This window comes from Ottowia sp. (genome assembly GCF_035444425.1).
Taxonomy (GTDB): Bacteria; Pseudomonadota; Gammaproteobacteria; order Burkholderiales; family Burkholderiaceae_C; genus Ottowia.
Window position 1 is genome coordinate 1 of sequence record NZ_DAOMOQ010000051.1, and the last position, 20130, is coordinate 20130.

The 20130-nt window shown below is 70.9% G+C and carries 20 protein-coding genes; 16 read left to right on the top strand and 4 right to left on the bottom strand.

Annotation, left to right across the window (positions count from 1 at the left end):
* The 5 genes from PK606_RS14380 to PK606_RS14400 form a co-directional block, all read left to right on the top strand.
* Positions 1 to 2219 (top strand): bifunctional salicylyl-CoA 5-hydroxylase/oxidoreductase (locus tag PK606_RS14380; protein ID WP_324564949.1); only part of this gene is annotated, 2219 nt, incomplete at its 5' end.
* A gap of 5 nt (positions 2220 to 2224) precedes the next feature.
* A complete protein-coding gene (locus PK606_RS14385; protein WP_324564950.1) occupies positions 2225 to 2689 on the top strand; it encodes a MarR family winged helix-turn-helix transcriptional regulator in 465 nt (154 codons plus the stop codon).
* Positions 2690 to 2828: 139 nt separating this feature from the next.
* On the top strand, positions 2829 to 4019 hold the full coding sequence (locus PK606_RS14390) for an acyl-CoA dehydrogenase family protein (protein WP_324564951.1): 1191 nt from the start codon (positions 2829 to 2831) through the stop codon (positions 4017 to 4019).
* A gap of 28 nt (positions 4020 to 4047) precedes the next feature.
* Complete coding sequence (locus PK606_RS14395; RefSeq protein ID WP_324564952.1) at positions 4048 to 5679, top strand: AMP-binding protein; 1632 nt, start codon at positions 4048 to 4050, stop codon at positions 5677 to 5679.
* Positions 5676 to 6074, top strand: a complete 399-nt coding sequence (locus PK606_RS14400; RefSeq protein ID WP_324564954.1) for a RidA family protein — start codon at positions 5676 to 5678, stop codon at positions 6072 to 6074. Before PK606_RS14395 ends, PK606_RS14400 begins: the two co-directional genes overlap by 4 nt.
* 396 nt (positions 6075 to 6470) lie before the next feature.
* Here the strand turns inward: PK606_RS14400 and PK606_RS14405 are convergent, their stop codons facing one another.
* Positions 6471 to 7919, bottom strand: a complete 1449-nt coding sequence (locus PK606_RS14405) for an aminotransferase-like domain-containing protein (RefSeq protein ID WP_324564955.1) — start codon at positions 7917 to 7919, stop codon at positions 6471 to 6473.
* Between the two features lie 111 nt (positions 7920 to 8030).
* Between PK606_RS14405 and PK606_RS14410 the strand changes: the two genes are divergently transcribed.
* The 7 genes from PK606_RS14410 to PK606_RS14440 all read left to right on the top strand — a co-directional run bounded on the left by PK606_RS14410 (position 8031) and on the right by PK606_RS14440 (position 14690).
* On the top strand, positions 8031 to 8663 hold the full coding sequence (locus tag PK606_RS14410; protein ID WP_324564957.1) for a LysE family translocator: 633 nt from the start codon (positions 8031 to 8033) through the stop codon (positions 8661 to 8663).
* Positions 8660 to 9604 (top strand): DMT family transporter, encoded by a 945-nt coding sequence (locus PK606_RS14415; RefSeq protein WP_324564958.1) that lies wholly within the window; start codon positions 8660 to 8662, stop codon positions 9602 to 9604. The genes PK606_RS14410 and PK606_RS14415 overlap by 4 nt, the downstream gene beginning before the upstream one ends.
* 13 nt (positions 9605 to 9617) lie before the next feature.
* Positions 9618 to 10853 (top strand): aminotransferase-like domain-containing protein, encoded by a 1236-nt coding sequence (locus tag PK606_RS14420; protein WP_324564960.1) that lies wholly within the window; start codon positions 9618 to 9620, stop codon positions 10851 to 10853.
* A gap of 39 nt (positions 10854 to 10892) precedes the next feature.
* Positions 10893 to 11795, top strand: a complete 903-nt coding sequence (locus PK606_RS14425; protein ID WP_324564961.1) for a PhzF family phenazine biosynthesis protein — start codon at positions 10893 to 10895, stop codon at positions 11793 to 11795.
* Complete coding sequence (locus PK606_RS14430; RefSeq protein WP_324564963.1) at positions 11792 to 12511, top strand: VOC family protein; 720 nt, start codon at positions 11792 to 11794, stop codon at positions 12509 to 12511. The genes PK606_RS14425 and PK606_RS14430 overlap by 4 nt, the downstream gene beginning before the upstream one ends.
* Positions 12512 to 12888: 377 nt before the next feature.
* Complete coding sequence (locus PK606_RS14435; RefSeq protein ID WP_324564964.1) at positions 12889 to 13860, top strand: threonine dehydratase; 972 nt, start codon at positions 12889 to 12891, stop codon at positions 13858 to 13860.
* A gap of 71 nt (positions 13861 to 13931) precedes the next feature.
* Positions 13932 to 14690, top strand: coding sequence for a histidine phosphatase family protein (locus PK606_RS14440; protein ID WP_324564965.1), 759 nt, complete (start codon positions 13932 to 13934; stop codon positions 14688 to 14690).
* Positions 14691 to 14888: 198 nt separating this feature from the next.
* Here PK606_RS14440 and PK606_RS14445 read toward each other — a convergent pair whose 3' ends face one another.
* A complete protein-coding gene (locus tag PK606_RS14445; RefSeq protein ID WP_324564966.1) occupies positions 14889 to 15866 on the bottom strand; it encodes a Bug family tripartite tricarboxylate transporter substrate binding protein in 978 nt (325 codons plus the stop codon).
* A gap of 75 nt (positions 15867 to 15941) precedes the next feature.
* The gene (locus tag PK606_RS14450) at positions 15942 to 16781 is read right to left on the bottom strand and encodes a creatininase family protein (RefSeq protein WP_324564968.1); all 840 of its coding nucleotides are present in this window, start codon (positions 16779 to 16781) and stop codon (positions 15942 to 15944) included.
* A 67-nt stretch (positions 16782 to 16848) separates the two neighbouring features.
* Between PK606_RS14450 and PK606_RS14455 the strand changes: the two genes are divergently transcribed.
* Entirely contained in the window at positions 16849 to 17598 is a 750-nt protein-coding gene (locus PK606_RS14455; protein ID WP_324564970.1) for an alanyl-tRNA editing protein, read from the top strand.
* A 3-nt stretch (positions 17599 to 17601) separates the two neighbouring features.
* On the opposite strand, the gene PK606_RS14460 is transcribed toward PK606_RS14455, so the two are convergent.
* Positions 17602 to 18216 (bottom strand): hypothetical protein, encoded by a 615-nt coding sequence (locus PK606_RS14460; protein WP_324564971.1) that lies wholly within the window; start codon positions 18214 to 18216, stop codon positions 17602 to 17604.
* A gap of 127 nt (positions 18217 to 18343) precedes the next feature.
* Between PK606_RS14460 and PK606_RS14465 the strand changes: the two genes are divergently transcribed.
* The 3 genes from PK606_RS14465 to PK606_RS14475 all read left to right on the top strand — a co-directional run.
* Positions 18344 to 18811 carry a DUF411 domain-containing protein gene (locus tag PK606_RS14465; protein ID WP_324564973.1) on the top strand — a complete coding sequence of 156 codons (468 nt, stop codon included), beginning with the start codon at positions 18344 to 18346 and terminating at the stop codon, positions 18809 to 18811.
* Positions 18808 to 19296: a c-type cytochrome gene (locus tag PK606_RS14470; protein ID WP_324564975.1), complete on the top strand. Its 489-nt coding sequence runs from the start codon at positions 18808 to 18810 to the stop codon at positions 19294 to 19296. The genes PK606_RS14465 and PK606_RS14470 overlap by 4 nt, the downstream gene beginning before the upstream one ends.
* Positions 19297 to 19386: 90 nt before the next feature.
* A partial coding sequence (locus PK606_RS14475; RefSeq protein WP_502920853.1) for a cytochrome P450 family protein occupies positions 19387 to 20130 on the top strand: 744 nt, incomplete at its 3' end.

The window sequence follows — 20130 nt, forward strand, 5'->3', positions numbered from 1 at the left end:
TGACCGCCGACGAAATCCAGCAGGCCTTCAACCACTGGGACGACATCGAGCTGCATTTCAAGGGCGAGGTGATCCGCTCGGGCGGCCACGGCTTCGTCGGCATCGGGCGCAAGAAGCTGCTCAACATCCTGCAGGCGCGCTGCGAGCAGCTCGGCGTGAAGCTGGTGTTCGAGACCGAGGTCGATTCGGACCTGGAGTTTCCGGACGCCGACCTGATCATCGCCAGCGACGGCATCAACTCCAAGATCCGCACGCGCTACGAGGACGTGTTCCAGCCCGAGCTGGTGGTGCGGCCCAACCGCTACATCTGGCTCGGCACGCACAAGCTGTACGACGCCTTCACCTTCCTGTTCGAGAAGACCGAGCACGGCTGGTTCCAGGCCCACATCTACAAGTTCGATGAGAACACCACCACCTTCATCGTCGAGTGTCCCGAACACGTCTGGCTGGCGCACGGCCTCGACAAGGCGACGCAGGATGAATCGATCGCCTTCTGCGAGAAGCTGTTCGCGTCCAACCTGCAGGGCGCCAGGCTGCTGTCCAACGCGCGCCATCTGCGCGGCTCGGCCTGGCTCAACTTCACCCGCGTCAAGTGCGCGCAGTGGTGGCTGAAGAACGCGCAGGGCAGCCACGTGGTGTTGATGGGCGACGCCGTGCACACGGCGCACTTCGCCATCGGCTCCGGCACCAAGCTGGCGATCGAGGATGCCATCGAGCTGACGCGATTGTTCCAGGAAATGGGCGACGCGCCCGAGACCATCGGTGAGGTGCTGACGCGCTACCAGGAGCTGCGCAGCGTCGAGGCGCTGCGGCTGCAGAACGCGGCCTGGAACGCCATGGAATGGTTCGAGGTCTGCGGCGAGCGCTACTGCGACACGCTGGAGCCGCCGCAGTTCATGTACAGCATGCTGACGCGCAGCCAGCGCATCAGCCACGAGAACCTGCGGCTGCGCGACGCCGGCTGGCTGGAAGGCTACGAGCGCTGGCTGGCCGACCGTACGCCGGTGCCAGCCGGCACGGCTGACGCCGTACCGGTTCCGCCCATGCTGACGCCGTACCGCGTGCGCGGCCTGACGCTGAAGAACCGCATCGTCGTCTCGCCGATGGCGCAGTACAAGGCGGTCGATGGCGTGGTGGGCGACTGGCACCTGATGCACCTGGGCGCGCGCGCCGTCGGCGGCGCCGCGCTGGTGATGGTCGAGATGACCTCGCCGACCATGGCGAAGGGCTACGACGGCCGCATCACGCCCGGCTGCCCGGCACTGGAAAACGATGCGCAGCAGGCCGCCTTCAAGCGCATCGTCGACTTCGTGCACACCCACAGCGACGCCCGCATCGGCCTGCAGCTCGGCCACAGCGGCCCCAAGGGCTCGACGCAGTTGGGCTGGGAGCAGATCGACGAACCGCTGCCGGCCGGCAACTGGCCGCTCGCGGCAGCCAGCGCCGTGCCTTATGGCGAGCAGAACCAGACCCCGCAGGCGCTGACGCGCGCCGACATGGACACGATCCGCGACGCCTTCGTCGCCGCCACCCGGCGCGCCGAGGCGGCCGGCTTCGACTGGCTGGAGCTGCACTGCGCGCACGGCTACCTGCTGTCGTCCTTCATCAGTCCGTTGACCAACCGGCGCGACGACGAGTACGGCGGCTCGGTCGAGAACCGCTGCCGCTATCCGCTGGAGGTATTCGCCGCCATGCGCGCGGCCTGGCCCGAGCGCAAGCCGATGAGCGTGCGCATCTCGGCGCACGACTGGGCACCGGGCGGCAACACACCGGCCGACGCGCTGGCGATCGCCAGGCTGTTCAAGGCGGCCGGCTGCGACATGATCGACGTCTCCTCGGGCCAGACCACGCGCGAGGCCAGGCCGATCTACGGCCGCATGTACCAGACGCCGTTCGCCGACCGCATCCGCAACGAGGGCGGCATCGCCACCATGGCGGTGGGTGCGATCTCCGAGGCCGACCACGCCAACAGCATCATCGCCGCCGGCCGCGCCGACCTGTGCGCGATCGGGCGCCCGCACCTGGCCGATCCGGCCTGGACGCTGCACGAAGCCGCCAAGCTGCAAAGCCAGGCCGTGAGCTGGCCCCTGCCCTACCTGAACGGGCGCGACCAGCTGTACCGCGAGGTCGGGCGCCAGCAGGCGCAGCAGGCCGATGCCTTGGCCCATGCCCAGATTCAGGCCGCGCCTAGCGTGGAGCCGCAGGCCGCCGCGAGCTGAACGCCATGGATCTGGAAGCCCGCGCGCACGCCGAGCACCCCGACGAGCTGCGCCTGTGGCTGCGCCTGCTGACCTGCACGCAGCTGATCGAGCGCGAGATCCGCAGTGACCTGCGCGAGCAATGGGGCACCACCTTGCCGCGCTTCGACCTGATGGCGCAACTTGAGCGCGCGCCCGACGGCCTGCGCATGAACCAGCTGTCGCGCCGCATGATGGTGACCGGTGGCAACATCACCGGCATCACCGACCAGCTCGAGGCCGAAGGCCTGGTCGAGCGCACCGGCGTCGAGGGCGACCGGCGCGCGTTCCAGGTGCGGCTGACGGCCAAGGGCCGCAAGCAGTTCAACGCCATGGCGCAGGCGCACGAAGCCTGGATCGTCAATGCCTTCGCCGGCCTGAGCGCACGCGAGATCCAGACCCTGCACGGCCTGCTGGGCAAGGTCAAGCAGCATTTCCTGGCGGAGGTTTGAGCATGAACACCGGAACAGCCGGACGCGAAGGGCGCAAGGAACACGCGAAGGACACGAAGAGTTCAATACCGGTTTTTTGCGTTCCTCGCGGACCCTTCGCGTTCTTCGCGTCCGGTATTCAATCTGGCCTTGGCAGAACATGAGCCCTTCCACCGAACACCTCGTGCTGCCGTTCTTCGATGACGCCCACCGTGACATCGGTGCGCGCCTGCCCGAGTGGGTGAACGCGCAAGACGTGGATGAACGCGACGACCGCGCCGCCTGCCGCGAGTGGGTGCGGCGACTCGGCGAAGGCGGCTGGCTGCGCTACTGCGTGCCAGGCGCGCACGGCGGCGCGCTGCCGGCGCTGGATTCGCGCGCGCTGGTGGTGCTGCGCGAGACGCTGGCCTTCCATTCGCCGCTGGCCGACTTCGCCTTCGCCATGCAAGGGCTGGGCAGCGGCGCGATCTCGATCGCCGGCTCGCCGGCGCAGCAGGCGGCCTACCTGCCGGCGGTCGCGCGCGGCGACAAGATCGCCGCCTTCGCGCTGTCTGAGCCCGGCGCCGGCTCCGACGTCGCCGCCATGCAGTTGCAGGCCACGCCGGCGCGCGCCGACTGCGTGGCTCAGGAGCCCGACGGCGCCTTCATGCTCGATGGCCGCAAGACCTGGATCAGCAACGGCGGCATGGCCGATTTCTACTGCGTATTCGCCAAGACCGAACCGCAGGCCGGCAGCCGCGGCATCAGCGCCTTCATCGTCGATGCCGATGCGCCGGGGCTGGATGCGTCCGGGCACATCGAGGTGATGGCGCCGCACCCGCTGGCCGAGCTGGTGTTCACGCGCTGCCGCGTGGCGGCCGAGCAGCAGCTTGGTGAACTCAATGCCGGCTTCAAGCTGGCGATGCAGACGCTCGACATCTTCCGCGCCAGCGTCGCCGGCGCCGCGCTCGGCATGGCGCGGCGCGCACTGGCCGAGGCCGTGCGCCACGCCGGCCGGCGCCGCATGTTCGGCCAGGTGCTGGCCGATTTCCAGCTGACGCAAGCGCGGCTAGGCGAGATGGCGGCGCTGATCGACGCCGGCGCGTTGCTGACCTACCGCGCGGCCTGGATGCGCGATACCGGACAGGGCTCGATGAAGGAGCGCAGCGTGGCTGCGGCCATGGCGAAGATGGTTGCGACCGAGAACGCGCAGCGCGTGATCGACATGGCGCTGCAGCTGCACGGCGGCCTGGGCGTGAAGGTCGGCAGCAAGGTCGAATCGCTGTACCGCGACATCCGCGCGCTGCGCATCTACGAAGGCGCCACCGAGGTGCAGCAGCTCATCATCGGCAAGGCCGTGCTGCAGCCCTGACCAAGAACACGCATTCAAGAGACAAGCCATGAACCACACCACCGCGCCCAGCGCCCAAACCGACCGCTTCGTCCACGACCGCCTGCCGCCGCGCGCGCAATGGCCCGAGCTGCGCTACGACCTGCCCGAGCTGCGGATCGCGCCGCAGGTCAACCTGGTGCAGCAGTTGTTCGACCAGGTGCGCGCCCGGGGCTGGATCGACCGGCCGCTGTTTCGCACCGCCGCGCGTACGCTCAGCTACGCCGAGGCCGAGCGCGAGGTCGACCGGATGGCGCGCATGCTGACGCACGAGTTGAAGCTGCAGCCCGGCAACCGCGTGCTGCTGCGCGGCGGCAACTCGATCTCGATGGCGCTGGCCTGGCTGGCGGTGGTCAAGGCCGGCCTGATCGCGGTGGGCACGATGCCGCTGTTCCGCGCCCGCGAGCTCGGCGTGGTGATGGACAAGTCGCAGCCGGCCGCCGCGCTGTGCGAGGGCAAGCTGCTGGCCGAGCTGCAGGACGCCGCAGCCAGCCGCCCGTTCGTGCGGAACGTGCTGGCCTTCAACCAGCCCGATGACGCCGGTTCGCTGGAGGCGCGGGCGGCGGCGCAGCCGGACCGGTTCGATGCCTGCCCGACCGCGGCCGACGACATCGCGCTGCTGGCCTTCACCTCCGGCACCACAGGCGAGCCCAAGGTGGTGGTGCACAGCCACCGCGACGTGCTGGCCGCCTGCCAGGCCTGGCCGCGCCACGTGCTGCGCGCCACCGAGCTGGACGTGGTCACCGGTTCGCCGCCGCTGGCCTTCACCTTCGGCCTCGGCGGGCTGCTGCTGTTCCCGATGGGGGCCGGGGCCTCGATCTACTTCGCCGACGTGCCCTACACGCCCGAGGTGATGGTGCGGCTGATGCGCGAGCACGGCGTCAGCATCTGCTACACCGCGCCCACCTTCTACCGCCAGATGGCGCCGCATGCCCAGGCGATCGGCATTCCCAGCCTGCGCATCTGCGTCAGCGCCGGCGAAGCGCTGCCCGACGCCACGCGCCAGCTCTGGAAACAGGCCACCGGCATCGAGATGCTGGACGGCATCGGCTCGACCGAGATGTTCCACATCTTCATCTCCTCGGCCGGCGACGAGGTGCGCGCCGGCGCCATCGGCAAGGTGGTGCCGGGTTATCAGGCCCGGGTGGTCGACGAGAACGAGCAGGAACTGCCGCGCGGCCAGATCGGCAAGCTGGCGGTGATCGGCCCCACGGGCTGCCGCTACATGAGCGACCCGCGCCAGACCGTCTATGTGCGGGGCGGCTGGAACCACCCCGGCGACGCCTTCATCCAGGACGAGGACGGCTACTTCCACTACCAGGCGCGCGATGACGACATGATCATCACCGCCGGCTACAACGTCGGCGGTCCGGACGTGGAGGACGCCCTGCTGACGCACCCGGCGGTGGCCGAATGCGGCGTCATCGGCAAGCCCGACGAGGACCGCGGCATGATCATCAAGGCCTTCGTGGTCCTGAAGGACGGCCACGCGGCGGATGCCGCCATGGTCAAGCTGCTGCAGGACCATGTGAAGAGCCACATCGCGCCCTACAAGTACCCGCGCGAGGTCGAATTCGTCACCGCGCTGCCGCGCACCGAGACCGGCAAGCTGCAGCGCTTCAAGCTGAGACAACAGGCATGAGGAAACTATTGCAGCCACCCGGCTGGGCGCCGGCCAAGGGCTACGCCAACGGCATCGCCGCGCGCGGCACCCACGTGTTCGTCGGCGGCCAGATCGGCTGGAACGACCAGCAGCAGTTCGAGACCGACGACTTCATCGCGCAGACACGCCAGGCCCTGGAGAACGTCGTCGCCGTACTGAAGGAAGCCGGCGCCGGCCCCGAGCACATGGTGCGCATGACCTGGTACGTGATCGACCGCGTCGAGTACAACGCGCGCCTGAAGGAACTCGGCGGCGTCTACCGTGAGGTGATCGGCAAGAACTTCCCGGCCATGACCTGCGTCGAGGTGTCGGCGCTGATGGAGGCGCGCGCCAAGGTCGAGATCGAGGTCACGGCGGTGCTGCCGGACGCCTGAGTCAGCTATTGAGAATTCCGTAACTCACGACACGCTGCCGGCCCTCACCCCTGTCCTCTCCCAGAGGGAGAGGGAGTCTCTTTGGAAGGGTGCGCCTTGTCATGTAATTCGAGAATCTCGATAGAGCAAGTTCGGCTCAAGTGCTCACGCCATGGATCCGTGAATCGAAAGAGCGCGGGGTCGCGTGGACAGCTCGAGGGCATATGGGAGCTCGGGGGCATGATGTTGGAGCGGCGGCAGCCGCGAATCAAGCTTGCATGCACAGCAGACGCCTGTTCGCGGCTGCCGCCGCTCCCGCAGGTGAAGGGCCGATATCCGAGCGGCAGTGCTTGAAACTGCATGCATCGAAGCCAGGAATGTCGTGCGTCGGCATCGGCTGCCACGCGGTTCTCCGGTTCAGTCGCCGGTCATGCCGTCGCGCGCGCGTTCGAAGGCGCGCCAGAAGGCGGCGTCCTGCGTGGTCGCGAAGTTGATGCGCATCAGCGCGCTCGGCTGGCGCTCGGCGTGGAACAGCGCGCCCGGCGCCAGCAGGTAGCCCTCGTCAAGCAGGCGCAGCGCCAGCTGGTCGGTGTCGACGCCGGTGTCGACCCAGCCGAACAGGCCGGCCGGCTCGGCGGCGAAGCGGCAGCCGGCGGCGCTGGCCAGGCGCACACTGCGGCTGCGTGCGGCGTCGAGGCGACGGCGCACGCGCTCGGCGTGGCGGTGCAGCTGGCCCAGCTCGATGCACTGCGCCAGCGCGCGTTCCAGCAGGGCCGGCGTGGTCAGGGTGGCCAGCAGCTTGGTGTCGAGCAGCGGCTCGACCAGCGGCTCCGGCGCCGCCAGGAAGCCGACGCGCCAGCCGGGCGACAGGATCTTGGCGAAGCCGCCGATGTAGATGGTGCGCGCCAGGCCGTCGAGCATCGACAGCCGCGTCGCGTGCGTGGGCGCCAGGTGGCAGTAGCTGTCGTCCTCGGCGATCCAGAAGCCGTGCTGCTGCGCCAGCTGCAGCAGCCGGTGCGCGCTGGCCGGCGACAGGCTGGCGCCGGTGGGGTTGTGCAGCACGCTGACGCTGACGAACAGGCGCGGCGCCAGCGGCGTGCCGGCATGCGCCTCGCAGTAGCGCGCCACGACGTCCAGGTCGGGCCCGTCGGGGCCGCGCGGCACCGGCAGCATGCGCAGCCCCAGCGAGGCCAGGCGCGCGAACTCGACCGCCCAGCCGGGCTCCTCGACCATCACGCTGTCGCCGGCCTTGAGCAGCGTGCGGCTGACGATGTCGAGCGCCTGGGTGGCGCCCACGGTGGTGATGAGCTGGCCCGGCTGCGCGGCCACGCCCATGGCCTGCAGGCGCGCCGCCAGCACCCGGCGCAGTTGGCCGTCGCCGGCCGGCTCGCCATAGCGCACGCTGGTGTCGCGCACGCTGGCGGCGCTGCTGACCTTGCGCAGGCTGGCGGCGATCGGCTCGGTGGCGATCCAGTCGGCCGGCAGCACGCCCATGCCGGGCTGCGGCTTGCTGCTGATCGGCTGGAACATGCTGCGCATCAGCGTGGCGGCGCTGATCGGTGCGTTGCGCCGGCGCGCGTCCCCGGCATCCAGCACTGGCGGTGCGCGCTCGGGCGCGCTGGCGCGTGGCCGCGCCGTGCCGTCGCGCACGAAGAAACCGCGGTTGCGCCGCGCCTCGACCAGGCCCTGCGCCTGCAGCAGGTCGTAGGCGGCGACCACGGTGGACGGGCTGAGCCCGTGCTGCGCCGCGCACTGGCGCACGCTCGGCAGGCGCGAGCCGGGCGCCAGCAGGCGGTCGCGGATGCGGTGGGCGAAGCGCTCGGCGAGCTGCTCGGTCAGCGAGCGGGATGAACTGCGCAGCAGCATGGCGATGGCCGGAACGGTTCCAACTGTATGGATGCGGCCAACAATACAGTTGTTCAACTGCGCTCGTCAACTGTATGGTCTGTGTACTGCTGGGGCGGCTACATTGGCGGCATGACCGCTGCCGAGTTCTCGGCCCTGCTGCTGCTGGCCACCGCCACCAGCTTTACGCCCGGGCCGAACACCACCTTGTCGACCGCGATCGCCGCCAACCGCGGCCTGCGCGGCGCGATGCGCTTCGTCTGCGCCGTGCCCACCGGCTGGGCCGGGCTGTTCGTGCTGTGCGCGCTGGGCGTCGGCGGCCTGGTGCTGGCGCTGCCGGCGCTGCGCTGGGGCGTGCTGCTGGTGGGCGTGGGCTACATGCTGTGGCTGGCCTGGCGGCTGGCCGGCAGCCGCTCGCTCGGGCAGGCCGACGCGCGCCGCATGCAGGTCAGCTTCATGGAAGGCGTGGCGCTGCAGTTCGTCAACATCAAGGCCTGGATGCTGGCGCTGGCCATCGTGGCCGGCTGGATCGCCGGCCGGCCCGACTGGCTGGCGCGGCTGGCGCTGGTGCTGCCGGTGATGCTGGCTTTCGGCTTCGCCAGCAACTTCACCTACGCGCTGATCGGCTCGCTGCTGCGCGGCTGGCTGGCGCAGGGTGAGCGGCTGCTGTGGTTCAACCGCGTGATGGCGGCGGCGCTGACGCTGACGGCGGCCTGGATGGTCTGGAGCGCGCTGGCGCCGTTCTCAGCCGCCGCTCCGTCATGACGCCTTCCGGCAGCGACGCGCGCCTGCTGGCCGGCTACTGGCTCGGCGTGCTGGGGGTGGCGATCTTCGCCATCACGCTGCCGGCCACGCGCATGGCCACCGGCAGCGATGCCGACCCGCAGCTCACGCCGGCCTTCGTCACCGCCGGCCGCGCCGCGCTGGCGGGGTTGCTGTCGGCGGCCTTCCTGCTGGCGACGCGCTCGCCCTGGCCGGCGCGCCGCCACTGGCGCTCGCTGCTGATCGCGGTGGCCGGCAACGTGCTGGGCTTTCCGGTGCTGCTGGCGCTGGCCATGCGCAGCGTCACGGCGACGCACGCGGCGGTGATCATGGCGCTGGGGCCGCTGGCCACCGCGGTGGCGGTGGCGCTGATGATGGGCCAGCGCGCGCGCCCGGCGTTCTGGGTCTGCGCCGTGGTCGGCAGCGCCCTGGTGATGCTGTTCGCCTGGCTGCGGGCGCAGGATGCCGGCGGCTTCGGCCTGGCCTGGGCCGATCTGCTGCTGATCGGCGCCGTCGTCGCCGGCTCGATCGGCTACGTGGCCGGCGCCCAGGTCAGCCCGGTGCTGGGTGCCGAGCGCACCATCTGCTGGATCTGCGCGGTGGCGCTGCCGGTCAGCCTGCCGGCGGCGTGGTGGCTGTGGCCGGAAAGCACTGTCGGCATCCGCAGCAGCGCCTGGGCCGGTTTCGTCTATGTCGGCATGTTCTCGATGTGGGCCGGCTTCTTCGCCTGGTACCGCGGGCTCGACTGGGGCGGCGCGCTGCGCGTCAGCCAGGTGCAGCTGCTGCAGCCGTTCCTGTCGATGCTGTTCGCCATGCCGCTGCTCGGCGAGCGCCTGGACGCGGTGGCGATCGGCTTCGCGCTGGCGGTGGTGGCGACGGTGTTCCTGAGCCGGCGGCTGTCGATGCCGGCGCGGCCCAGGGTCCTGCTGTCATCCGATCGATGAGGAAGCGCCCCGCATGAATCCGAACGACCTGCTCACCGCGTCACCCTGGCGCCTGGCCGAGCGCGCCGCCGCCATGAACCCGTCGGCGATCCGCGAGATCCTGAAAGTCACCGAGCGCCCCGGCATTCTCAACTTCGCCGGCGGCCTGCCGGCGCCCGAGACCTTTCCGGTCGAGGCCATGCGCGCCGCCTGTGCGGCCGTGCTCGGCGAGGGCAGCGCGGTCGCCAGGCCGTCGCTGCAGTACGCCGCCAGCGAGGGCCTGCCGGAACTGCGCGCCTGGGTCGCGGCCGAGCTGGGCCGGCAGGGCGCGCGGGTCGCGCCCGAGCAGGTGCTGATCACCACCGGCAGCCAGCAGGGGCTGGACCTGGTGGCCAAGGTGCTGATCGACCGCGATGCGCCGGTGCTGGTCGAGACGCCGACCTACCTGGGCGCGCTGCAGGCCTTCGCGCCGATGCAGCCGCGCATCGAGGACGTGGCCAGCGACGACGCCGGCGTGCTGCCCGAGGCGCTGCGCACGCAGCTCGGCGATATGCGTGAGCCGCCGCGCTTCATGTACCTGCTGCCCAACTTCCAGAACCCGACCGGCCGCACCATGCCCGAGGCGCGGCGCGAGGCGGTGCTGGCGCTGTGCCGCGAGCGCGGCGTACCCCTCGTCGAGGACAACCCCTACGGCGAACTGTGGTTCGACCAGCCGCCACCGGCGCCACTGCTGGCGCGCTGGCCCGAGGGCGTGGTCTACCTGGGCTCGTTCTCCAAGATCCTGGCGCCCGGACTGCGGCTGGGCTACGTCGTGGCGCCGCCGGCGCTGTACCCGAAGCTGCTGCAGGCCAAGCAGGCAGCCGATCTGCACACGCCGGGCTTCAACCAGCGCGTGGTGCTGGAGGTGATCAGGGACGGCTTCCTCGAGCGCCACGTGCCGACCATCCGGGCGCGCTACCGCTTGCAGCGCGACGCCATGATGGCGGCGCTGCAAGAGCACATGGCCGGCATGGACGTCAGTTGGACGCAACCGATGGGCGGTATGTTCGTCTGGCTGCGCCTGCCCCAGGAACTGGACGCGCAGGACTTGCTGCCCCGGGCGGTCGAAGCCGGCATGGCCTTCGTGCCGGGTGCGCCGTTCCACGCCCAGGCGCCGCAACGCAATGTGTTGCGGCTGTCCTTCGTCACTCAGACGCCCGGGCAGATCGACCGCGGCATGGCGATGCTGGCGCGGGTGCTGCGCCAGGCCTCGTCGCCACCGAGGTCGTGATCACCGGGCAGGCGCCAGCGCATTGGAGGATGCACGACCATGGTTCGCCGCTTTGCCCAGATCGATGTCTTCACCGCCGTGGCCGGCTACGGCAACCCGGTCGCCGTGGTGCTGGACGGCGATGGCCTGGACGAGGCGGCCATGCAGCGCTTCGCGCGCTGGACCAATCTGTCGGAGACCACCTTCGTGCTGCCGCCCACCGATGGCGCGGCCGACTACCGTCTGCGCATCTTCACGCCGGGCGGCGAGCTGCCGTTCGCCGGCCACCCCACGCTGGGTTCGTGCTTCGCCTGGCTGGCGGCGGGCGGCCGGCCGCGCTCCGGCGCGCTGATCGTGCAGCAATGCGCGCAGGGCTTGATACCGATCCGGCGCCAGCAGACCGCAGCGGGCCAGCGCCTGGCCTTCGCCGCGCCGCCCAGCGTGCGCAGCGCGCCGGCGCCGGAACTGCTGGCCCAGGTCTTGCGGGCGCTGGGCTTGCCGGCCGCGCGGCTGCGGCGCGCCCGGCTGCTCGACAACGGACCGGTCTGGCTGACCCTGCAACTGGACCGTGCAGAAACCGTGCTGGCATTGCGGCCGGACCATGCCGCACTGGCCCGACTGGGGTACAAGGTGGGCGTGGTCGGAATGCATCAAGCGCAGCCGGCGCCGGCGCTGATCGAGGTGCGCGCCTTTGCGGCGCCCATCGGCGTCGACGAGGACCCGGTGACCGGCAGCCTCAACGCCAGCCTGGCGCAGTGGCTGATCGAGGCGGGTGAACTGCCGGCGGCGTACGTCGCCGCGCAGGGCACGGCGCTGGGCCGCGCCGGCCGCGTGCACGTCGAGTGCGACACCGGCGGTGCGGCACCTTCGACCAGCTCAGGACAGGCCGCTTCGACCGGCTCAGGACAGGTCTGGATCGGCGGCGACTGCGTGTGCGTAATCCAGGGCGAGGTGGTCTTGTGAGCCCGCCGCTGCACGATCGCCCGCGTGTCGACCACCTGGTGGTGATGGCCGACACGCTCGACGCCGGCGTTGCCTGGTGCGAGGCCACGCTGGGCATGACGCCCGGGCCGGGCGGTGAACACACGCTGTTCGGCACCCACAACCGGGTGCTGGCGGTGGCATCGGCGGCGTTTCCGCTCGCCTACCTGGAGATCATCGCCATCAATCCCGCCGTCGCCTGCGCGCGGGCGACGGCCGCCATCGACCAGAAGCGCTGGTTCGACATGGACGACGAGGACCTGCGCAAGCAGGTGCGCCTGCATGGCCCGCAGTTGATCCACTGGGTGGCGCGCGTGCCCGACGTGCACGAGGCCACGGCGCGCCTGGCGACGCTGGAGATCGACCGCGGCGAGGTGCTGCGCGCCAGCCGCAAGACGCCGCACGGCCTGCTGGAATGGCAGATCACCGTGCGGCCGGACGGCCGGCGCCTGTTCGATGGCTGCCTGCCGACGCTGATCGAGTGGGGCGGCATGCACCCGGCCACCGAGCTGCCGGACAGCGGCCTGGTGCTGCGCTCGCTGACCCTCAAGCACCCGCGCATCACGCCGCTGGCCCAGGCCTGCGCCGCGCTCGACGTCGCCGATCTCGGCGTGCAGCAGGCGCCGCAGCCGGCCATCGAGGCGGTGCTGGCAACGCCGCGCGGCCAGGTCGTGCTGTCGTCGGCACGGGATGGCTGAGCCTAGAAACGGCAGTTGACCGCTCGCCATCTTCGACTAGCCCGCATGCACGCTGAATTCCACGGCTTCGATCACGCCCACCTGTCGGGTGAGAGCGCTATGCACCCGATCGCACCGCTTTCGGTCCGCGCCATGCGGCGTTGTTCGTGCTCGCAGGCACGAGCCTGCGTCGCCTCACCCTTGCAGGGCGCGCATCGGTCAGAGCCCGATGCCGCTCGTGCCGTCCAAAGCTGCGCAGGCAGCTTTGGAGCCGCGGCACTCGCCCTTGCCTGGCACGCCCATCACGGCACGCTCGGGCGCATCCAACTGCCGTTTCTAGGCTGAACGGCGCCGCACGAACCGCCGGCGCAGTGCATCATGAACACGAGGACGTCCGCATGAATCCACCACCGCTGCCGACGCTGGCCGACATCGAAGCCGCCGCGCAGATCGTCTACCGTGAGCTGCCGCCGACGCCGCAATACCGCTGGGCGCTGCTGAGCGAACGGCTGGGCGCCGACTGCTGGGTCAAGCACGAGAACCACACGCCGGTGGGCGCGTTCAAGATCCGCGGCGGCCTGACCTTCTTCGAGGCGCTGAAGGCCAGCAACGAGCTGCCGCGCGCGGTGATCAGTGCCACGCGCGGCAATCACGGCCAGAGCATCGGCTGGGCCGCGCGGGCGCACGGCGTGCGCTGCACCATCGTGGTGCCACGCGGCAACTCGGCCGAGAAGAACGCCGCCATGCGCGCACTCGGGGTCGAACTGATCGAGCACGGCGACGACTTCACCGCCAGCGTCGATCACGCGCAGGCGCTGGCCGCGCAGCGCGGCGCGCTGATGGTGCCGAGCTTTCACATGGACCTGGTGCGCGGCGTCGCCACCTACTGGTGGGAACTGCTGCGCGCACTGCCGCAGCTCGATGTCGCCTACGTGCCGATCGGCCTTGGCTCGGGCGCCTGCGGCGCCATCGCGGCCAAGCTGGCGCTCGGGCACCGGGCGCGTATCGTCGGCGTGGTCAGCCGCGGCGCCACCACCTACGCCGATTCGCTGGCGGCCGGCCACGTGGTCGAGGCGCCGGTGACCACGCTGCTCGCCGACGGCATGGCGGTGCGCCGTGCCAACGCCGACGCGTTGGCGCTGCTGGCGCGCCACCTCGACCATGTGGTGCAGGTCGGCGACGACGAAGTGGCGGCGGCCATGCGCGCGCTGTTCGCCGACACCCACAACCTGGCCGAAGGCGCCGGCGCCGCCGCGTTCGCCGCCGCCATGCAGGAGCGCGAGGCGCTGCGCGGGCTGCGCGTGGGGGTCAGCCTGAGCGGCGCCAACGTCGATGCGGCAGTGTTCGCTAAGGTCCTGCAGGGCGCCTGAGGGCGGCCGCAGTCGCCCCGGCGACCGGGCGGCGGGACGCTGGCGCGGCCCAGGCGACACAATGCCGACCCATGGGAACCCTTTACCTGGTGCGCCATGGCCAGGCCAGCTTCGGCGCCGACGACTACGACCAGCTGAGCGAGCTGGGCCGGCGCCAGAGCCTGCGCCTGGGCCAGTACCTGCGCCAGCACCTGGGTGACGCGCTGCGCTTCGACGCCGTGCTGACCGGCACGCTGCGGCGCCAGATCGGCACCTGGCAGGGCATTGCCGAAGGTGGCGGCGTCGATGCGCCGCCACCGAGCCGCGCCGGGCCGCCCCAAGCGGCGAGCGCCCGCTCGGGGGGCAGCGCAGACACGCCAGTGCGGAGCGTGGGGGCCCACATCCTCTGGCCTGGTTTGAACGAATACGACAGCCACGCGGTGATCCAGGCCGTCCACCCGGAGCCGCTGCCCAAGCCGGACACGCCCGAGCTGTACCGGCAGCATTTCCGCCTGCTGCGCGATGGCCTGATGGCCTGGATGGCGGGGCGCGTGCAACCGGCGGGCATGCCCAGCCATGCCGAGTTCCGGGCCGGCGTGGTCGGCGCGCTGGACCATGTGCGGCAGTACGCGGGCGACGTGCTGATCGTCTCCAGCGGCGGCCCGATCGCCACCGCGGTGGCGCACATCCTCGATGCGCCCGCCGCCACCAGCATCGAACTGAACCTGCGCATCCGCAACACCGCGCTGACCGAATTCGCCTTCAGCCCCAGGCGCCACCAGCTGCTGACCTACAACACGCTGCCGCACCTGGACGCGCCCGAGTTCAGCGACTGGGTGACCTACGCGTAGCCGCGCGGCGGCAGTGCATGGAAGTACCGCTGGCCACGCGCCCAGCGTGCAACTCCAGGAAAAGAGCCGCGAAGCAGGCTCGCCCAGGCGGCCGCGGAGCAGGCCAGTCCAGAGCACCCGCGGAGCTGGCTTTGCCAAGCCGCTGGGTGCGTCCCCCCTCAGGGGGGAAGCCGCGTGAGCGGCTCAGGGGGGAGCCGCTCACCGTGGCTGGAAGCCACTGTCGGCAATGATCTTCGACCACACCCTGGTGTAGGCGCGCTCGCGCGCGTCGAGCTGGCCCGGGCTCATGTAGCCGACGGTGAGACCCAGGTCGGTCAGCTTGGCGCGCACCTCGGGCAGGGCAAGCACTTTCTCCAGCGCGCTGGAAAAGCTGTTGACGAACACGATCGGCGTGCCCCTGGGCGCCCAGATGCCGTAGAAGGGCGTGTCTTCCAGGCCCTTGAAGCCCAGTTCGCTGAAGGTGGCGACGTCGGGCAGCGCGGCCTGGCGCTGGCCGCCCAGCACGCCGATCATGCGCAGCTTGCCGCTGCGCTGGTACTCGATGAAGTCCTGCACCGAGCCAATGCCGGCGGCGATCTGGTTGCCCAGCATGTCGGCGATCATCGGGGCGCTGCCCTTGTAGGGCACCGGGGTCAGGTCGAGCCCGTAGTTCTTGCCCAGCAGCTGCACCAGGAATTCGGGCGTCGAGGCCGGCGCCGGAATGCCGATGGCGCCCTTGCCGCCCTGCGACTTGACCCAGGCCACGTACTCCGGCACGGTCCTGGCCGGCGTGCCGGGCGACACCGCCAGGCCGTTGACGAAGGTGGCGAAGCCACCCAGCGGCATGAAGTCCTCCTGCGGGGCGTAGCCGGGCTTGGCCACCACCTGCGGCAGGATCGAGATGCTGTGGTCGTGCGAGAGGAACAGCGTGGTGCCGTCGGCGCGCGCGGCCTTGAGCTGCTGGGCGGCGATCTGGCCGCCGGCGCCGGGGCGGTTGTCGACCACCACGCTGCGGCCCAGCTCGGCCTGCAGCTTGTCGGCCAGCAGGCGCGCGATGACGTCGGAGCCGCCGCCGGCCGGAAAGCCGACCAGGATATGGATCGGCGCCTCGGCCTGTGCCCAGGCAGCGCCTTGCCCCAGCGCGCAGAGCGCGCTGGCGGACAGCAGGGCGGAGGAGAAACGGCGGCGGTTCAGCATGGCGACTCCATCAGATCGAAAACGACGGCCGACATTATCGACCCGGCCCCGGCGCGGCCCGCCGCGAGCAAACCCTCACGCGGGCCGCAGGGTGTCGCCCGGCAGGCGGTCGATCTCGATCAGCAGCTCGGCCAGCGCGCGGCCGGCGGCCTGCAGCAGGGCCGCGCCGTCGTCCGCGGTGGCAGCGGTGGCGTTGCCGGCGACGCCGGCCGGGTTCAGGTCCTGCGCCATCCAGGCCAGCTTGGCGCTGCGGCCGTTGCCTAGGATGGGGAAGTCGCGCGCGCGCGACTGCGAGCTCGACGCGAAGTGCCGTGCCTCGGCCTGGCGTACCGCGTCGGGTTTCAGCGCCAGCATCATCGCCGTCTCGAGCTGCCCGCCGTGCACGCCGAAGCGCAGTTCCTCGGCGCCAAAGCGCGCCATCACGTCGCTGCCGTCGGCTGTGCGCAGGGGCAGATTGAACCAGCTCACGCCATACACCAGCAGGCCGAGCCGCTGGCGCCAGTCGCGCGCCACCACGTCGAGCAGGCCGAGATTGCCGCCGTGGGTGTTGAACAGCACCAGCTTGCGCACGCCGCTGGCGGCCACGCTGTCGGCGATGTCGGTCCACAGGCGGATCACGGTCTCGGCCTTCAGGCTCAGGGTGCCGGCGAAGGCCGCGTGCTCGGGGCTGTAGCCGACCGGCTGCAGCGGCAGGAACAGCGCCGGCAGGTCCAAAGGCAGCAGCGGCGCGCAGGCGTCGACGATGCCGCGCGCCAGGTCGCTGTCGACCGACAGCGGCAGGTGCGGGCCGTGCTGCTCGGTCGCGCCCAGCGGCAGCACGGCGATCGCGCGTGCCAGCTCGAGCGCGGCGAAGTCGGTGGTCGCCAGCTCGGACCAGTGGCGCGTGCGCGGCGGCTGCGTTGGGCGTGGGCTCATGACGGCGATCTTACGCGCCACCCGCGGCGGTCTGCGCGTGATCGCATACGCAGTTACCATGCGCCCCATGACCGAAGAACTGTTCCGCCAGGACGCTACCTTGGTCGAGTGCAAGGCCCTGGTGCTGGCCGTGGGCGAGACCAGCGTGGTGCTCGACCGCACGGTGTTCTATCCGCTCGGCGGCGGCCAGGCCGGCGACGCCGGCTGCCTGCTGCTGGAAGACGGCAGCCAGCTGCCCATCATCGACACCCGCAAGGAAACCGGCGAGGACGGTCTGCCGACGGGCCGCATCTGCCACCTGGTGGCCGAGGACGCGCGCGAGCGCCTGTCCGGGCTGCGGCCGGGCGACGCGGTGCTGGCGCGCATCGACGCCGAACGCCGGCGCCGCCTGATGCGCTTTCACACCACCACCCACCTGCTGTGCCACCTGGTCGGCAAGCCGGTCAACGGCTGCTCGATCACGCCCGACTACGCGCGGCTGGACTTCCACATGACCGAGCCGCTCGACAAGGAGCAGCTCAGCGCCGGCATTGCGCACCTGGTGGCCGCCGCGCTGCCGGTGGCGATCGGCAGCGTGACCGACGCCGAGCTCGATGCCAACCCGCAACTGGTCAGGAGCATGAGCGTGCAACCGCCGCGCGGTGCCGGCACCGTGCGCACCATCCGCATCGGAGACGCCGGCCAGCCGGTCGACCTGCAGCCCTGCGGTGGCACGCACGTGGCCAACACGGCCGAGATCGGTGCCGTGGTGGTGACCAAGATCGAGAAGAAGAGCGCCAGCACGCGGCGCGTGGTGCTGGGTTTCGCCGCGCCCTGAGGGCTACTGCCGCGCGCGGCGAGCGGCCCACCAGGCCAGCAGCGCGAACCCCAGCGTGGCCAGCAGCACATAGCCGGCCAGCACCAGCCGGAGGCGGATCACGAAGGCCTGGTCGCGCCCGACGTCGAGCGCCATCGCCACCGTCAGCGGGGCCGAACCGTCCATCGACAGGCGCATCAGCAGCGCGCTGCCGCGCCAGAAATGGCCGGCTTCGGTCCAGTCGATGAGCGGTACCGGCGGCGCCACCGCCGGGCGCTGCAGCAGCCGGGCCGGCATGGCGGCGGCCGGCGCCTGCTCGTACAGCGCCTGACCCAGCGGACCCTGCACGCGCACGGCCAGTTCGTGCTCGTCGCCGAAGGCCGCCGCCAGTTCGCCCGGCAGCTGCGACAGCGCCGCCGTGTCGTCGACCCGCGCCAGCAGGACGCGGGCGCGCTCCAGGTGGCTGTGCAGCAACGCGCGGTCGTGCGCCTCGAAGTGCAGCTGCACCGCCATCAGCGTCACCGTGGCCAGCAGCGCCAGCAGCACACCGGCCACGATGGTGAGCCACAGGCCCAGGCGGCCGCCGCCAGCGCGCGTACGCGCGGTGGATGGCTTGATGGATGGGGCATTCTGGGGCACGGCTGCGGGATCGGGCGGGCTGGCGGACAATGACAGGTTCCAGCGCGCAGTGTGCCTGCGTTGCGTTGCATTTTTCGCCGTGCGAGGCCGATGCGGCCAGATGCGCGGCCTTAGCGAGGAATACGTCATGAACATCGTCCGTCGTCAAGTCCTGCAATGGCTGGCCGGTGCCGCCGGTGCGGGCGCGCTGCCGCTGGCGGCGCAAAAGCGCGAGCCGATCGCGCTCGAGATCTGGAAGGACGCCAGCTGCGGCTGCTGCGGCGACTGGATCGTGCACATGGAGCAGCACGGCTTCAAGGTGACGGCGCACAACACCGGCAACAACGCGGTGCGTGCGCGCCTCGGCCTGCCGACCCGACTGGGCTCCTGCCACACGGCGCTGGTCGGCGGCTACCTGGTCGAGGGCCATGTGCATGCCGACGAGGTGCACCGCCTGCTGCGCGAGAAGCCGCAGGCGCTGGGCCTGACGGTGCCGGGCATGCCGGTCGGCTCGCCCGGCATGGACGGCCCGGTCTACGGCGGCCGACGCGACCGCTACGACACCCTGCTGGTCATGCGTGACGGCAGCACCCGCGTGTTCAAGCGCCATTCGTGAGCGCCAGCCGCCGACTCGCCGTCGGCGCCCTGCTGGTGCTGGTCTTGCTGGCCGCTGCGGTCTGGATGCGCTGGGGTTCGGCGCTGGTCGCGCAGGCGACCTCCCAGGTGCTGCGACCTGACGACGACGCGCTGGTCGCTATCGGCCAGCGCGTCTACACCGCCCACTGCGCCGCCTGTCATGGTGCGCAGGGCGAAGGACAGCCGAACTGGCGCGAGCGCGGCCCCGACGGCCTGCTGCCGGCACCGCCGCACGACGCCAGCGGCCACACTTGGCACCACGCCGACGCGCAGCTGTTTGCCATCGTCAAGCATGGCATGGCACGCGTGATCCAGCAGCCCGACTACCGCACCACCATGCCGATCTACGAGGGCACGCTGAGCGACGAGGAGATCGCTGCCGTGCTGTCCTGGATCAAGGCACAGTGGCCGGCCGACGTGCGGCGTCACCACGATCAGGTCAACGCCCAGGCGGTGCGGCGCTGAAGCTGGGCGGCAGCGCGTCGCCTGCCGCTTGCGAATTTCGCTTTGCGTAGTTAAATTACGCAATTTGATCGCCATCAAGCCGTCCACACCATGCCCACCGAAGCCGCCTCCCGCTGCCCCATCGACCATGCCGCCCTGCTGAACCCCACCGGTGGTCCCGTCAGTGCGCAGGCGGCTGCGTTCGATCCGTTCGAGGACGGCTACCAGCAGGATCCGCCCGAGTACCTGCGCTGGTCGCGCGAGCAGGAGCCGGTGTTCTACAGCCCGAAGCTGGGCTACTGGGTGGTCACGCGCTACGACGACGTCAAGGCGGTGTTCCGCGACCACCAGACCTTCAGCGCCTCGATCGCGCTGGAGAAGATCACCCCCACCGGCGACGAGGCCAGCGCCGTGCTGGCGAGCTACGACTACGCCATGAACCGCACGCTGGTGAACGAGGAGGAGCCGGCCCACATGGCGCGCCGCCGCGTGCTGATTCAGCCCTTCACGCCCGAGGCACTGGCCGAGCACGAACCCATGGTGCGCCGCGTGGCGCGCGAGTACGTCGACCGTTTCATCGACTCGGGCCGCGCCGACCTGGTCGGCCAGATGCTGTGGGAGGCGCCGCTGACCATCGGCCTGCATTTCCTCGGCGTGCCCGAGGAGGACATGGACCAGCTGCGCCGCTACTCGATCGCGCACACCGTCAACACCTGGGGCCGCCCCAGGCCCGAGGAACAGGTGGCGGTGGCGCACGCGGTCGGCAACTTCTGGCAGCTCTCCGGCCAGATCCTGGAGAAGATGCGCCAGAACCCGGACGTGCCGGGCTGGATGCCCTACGGCATCCGCAAGCAG

Bases quoted from the DNA above. Each gene is read 5' to 3' on its own strand.
- PK606_RS14385 (WP_324564950.1), top strand. From the start codon at position 2,225: ATGGATCTGGAAGCCCGCGCGCACGCCGAGCACCCCGACGAGCTGCGC.
- PK606_RS14390 (WP_324564951.1), top strand. From the start codon at position 2,829: ATGAGCCCTTCCACCGAACACCTCGTGCTGCCGTTCTTCGATGACGCC.
- PK606_RS14395 (WP_324564952.1), top strand. From the start codon at position 4,048: ATGAACCACACCACCGCGCCCAGCGCCCAAACCGACCGCTTCGTCCAC.
- PK606_RS14400 (WP_324564954.1), top strand. From the start codon at position 5,676: ATGAGGAAACTATTGCAGCCACCCGGCTGGGCGCCGGCCAAGGGCTAC.
- PK606_RS14405 (WP_324564955.1), bottom strand. From the start codon at position 7,919: ATGCTGCTGCGCAGTTCATCCCGCTCGCTGACCGAGCAGCTCGCCGAG.
- PK606_RS14410 (WP_324564957.1), top strand. From the start codon at position 8,031: ATGACCGCTGCCGAGTTCTCGGCCCTGCTGCTGCTGGCCACCGCCACC.
- PK606_RS14415 (WP_324564958.1), top strand. From the start codon at position 8,660: ATGACGCCTTCCGGCAGCGACGCGCGCCTGCTGGCCGGCTACTGGCTC.
- PK606_RS14420 (WP_324564960.1), top strand. From the start codon at position 9,618: ATGAATCCGAACGACCTGCTCACCGCGTCACCCTGGCGCCTGGCCGAG.
- PK606_RS14425 (WP_324564961.1), top strand. From the start codon at position 10,893: ATGGTTCGCCGCTTTGCCCAGATCGATGTCTTCACCGCCGTGGCCGGC.
- PK606_RS14435 (WP_324564964.1), top strand. From the start codon at position 12,889: ATGAATCCACCACCGCTGCCGACGCTGGCCGACATCGAAGCCGCCGCG.
- PK606_RS14440 (WP_324564965.1), top strand. From the start codon at position 13,932: ATGGGAACCCTTTACCTGGTGCGCCATGGCCAGGCCAGCTTCGGCGCC.
- PK606_RS14445 (WP_324564966.1), bottom strand. From the start codon at position 15,866: ATGCTGAACCGCCGCCGTTTCTCCTCCGCCCTGCTGTCCGCCAGCGCG.
- PK606_RS14450 (WP_324564968.1), bottom strand. From the start codon at position 16,781: ATGAGCCCACGCCCAACGCAGCCGCCGCGCACGCGCCACTGGTCCGAG.
- PK606_RS14455 (WP_324564970.1), top strand. From the start codon at position 16,849: ATGACCGAAGAACTGTTCCGCCAGGACGCTACCTTGGTCGAGTGCAAG.
- PK606_RS14465 (WP_324564973.1), top strand. From the start codon at position 18,344: ATGAACATCGTCCGTCGTCAAGTCCTGCAATGGCTGGCCGGTGCCGCC.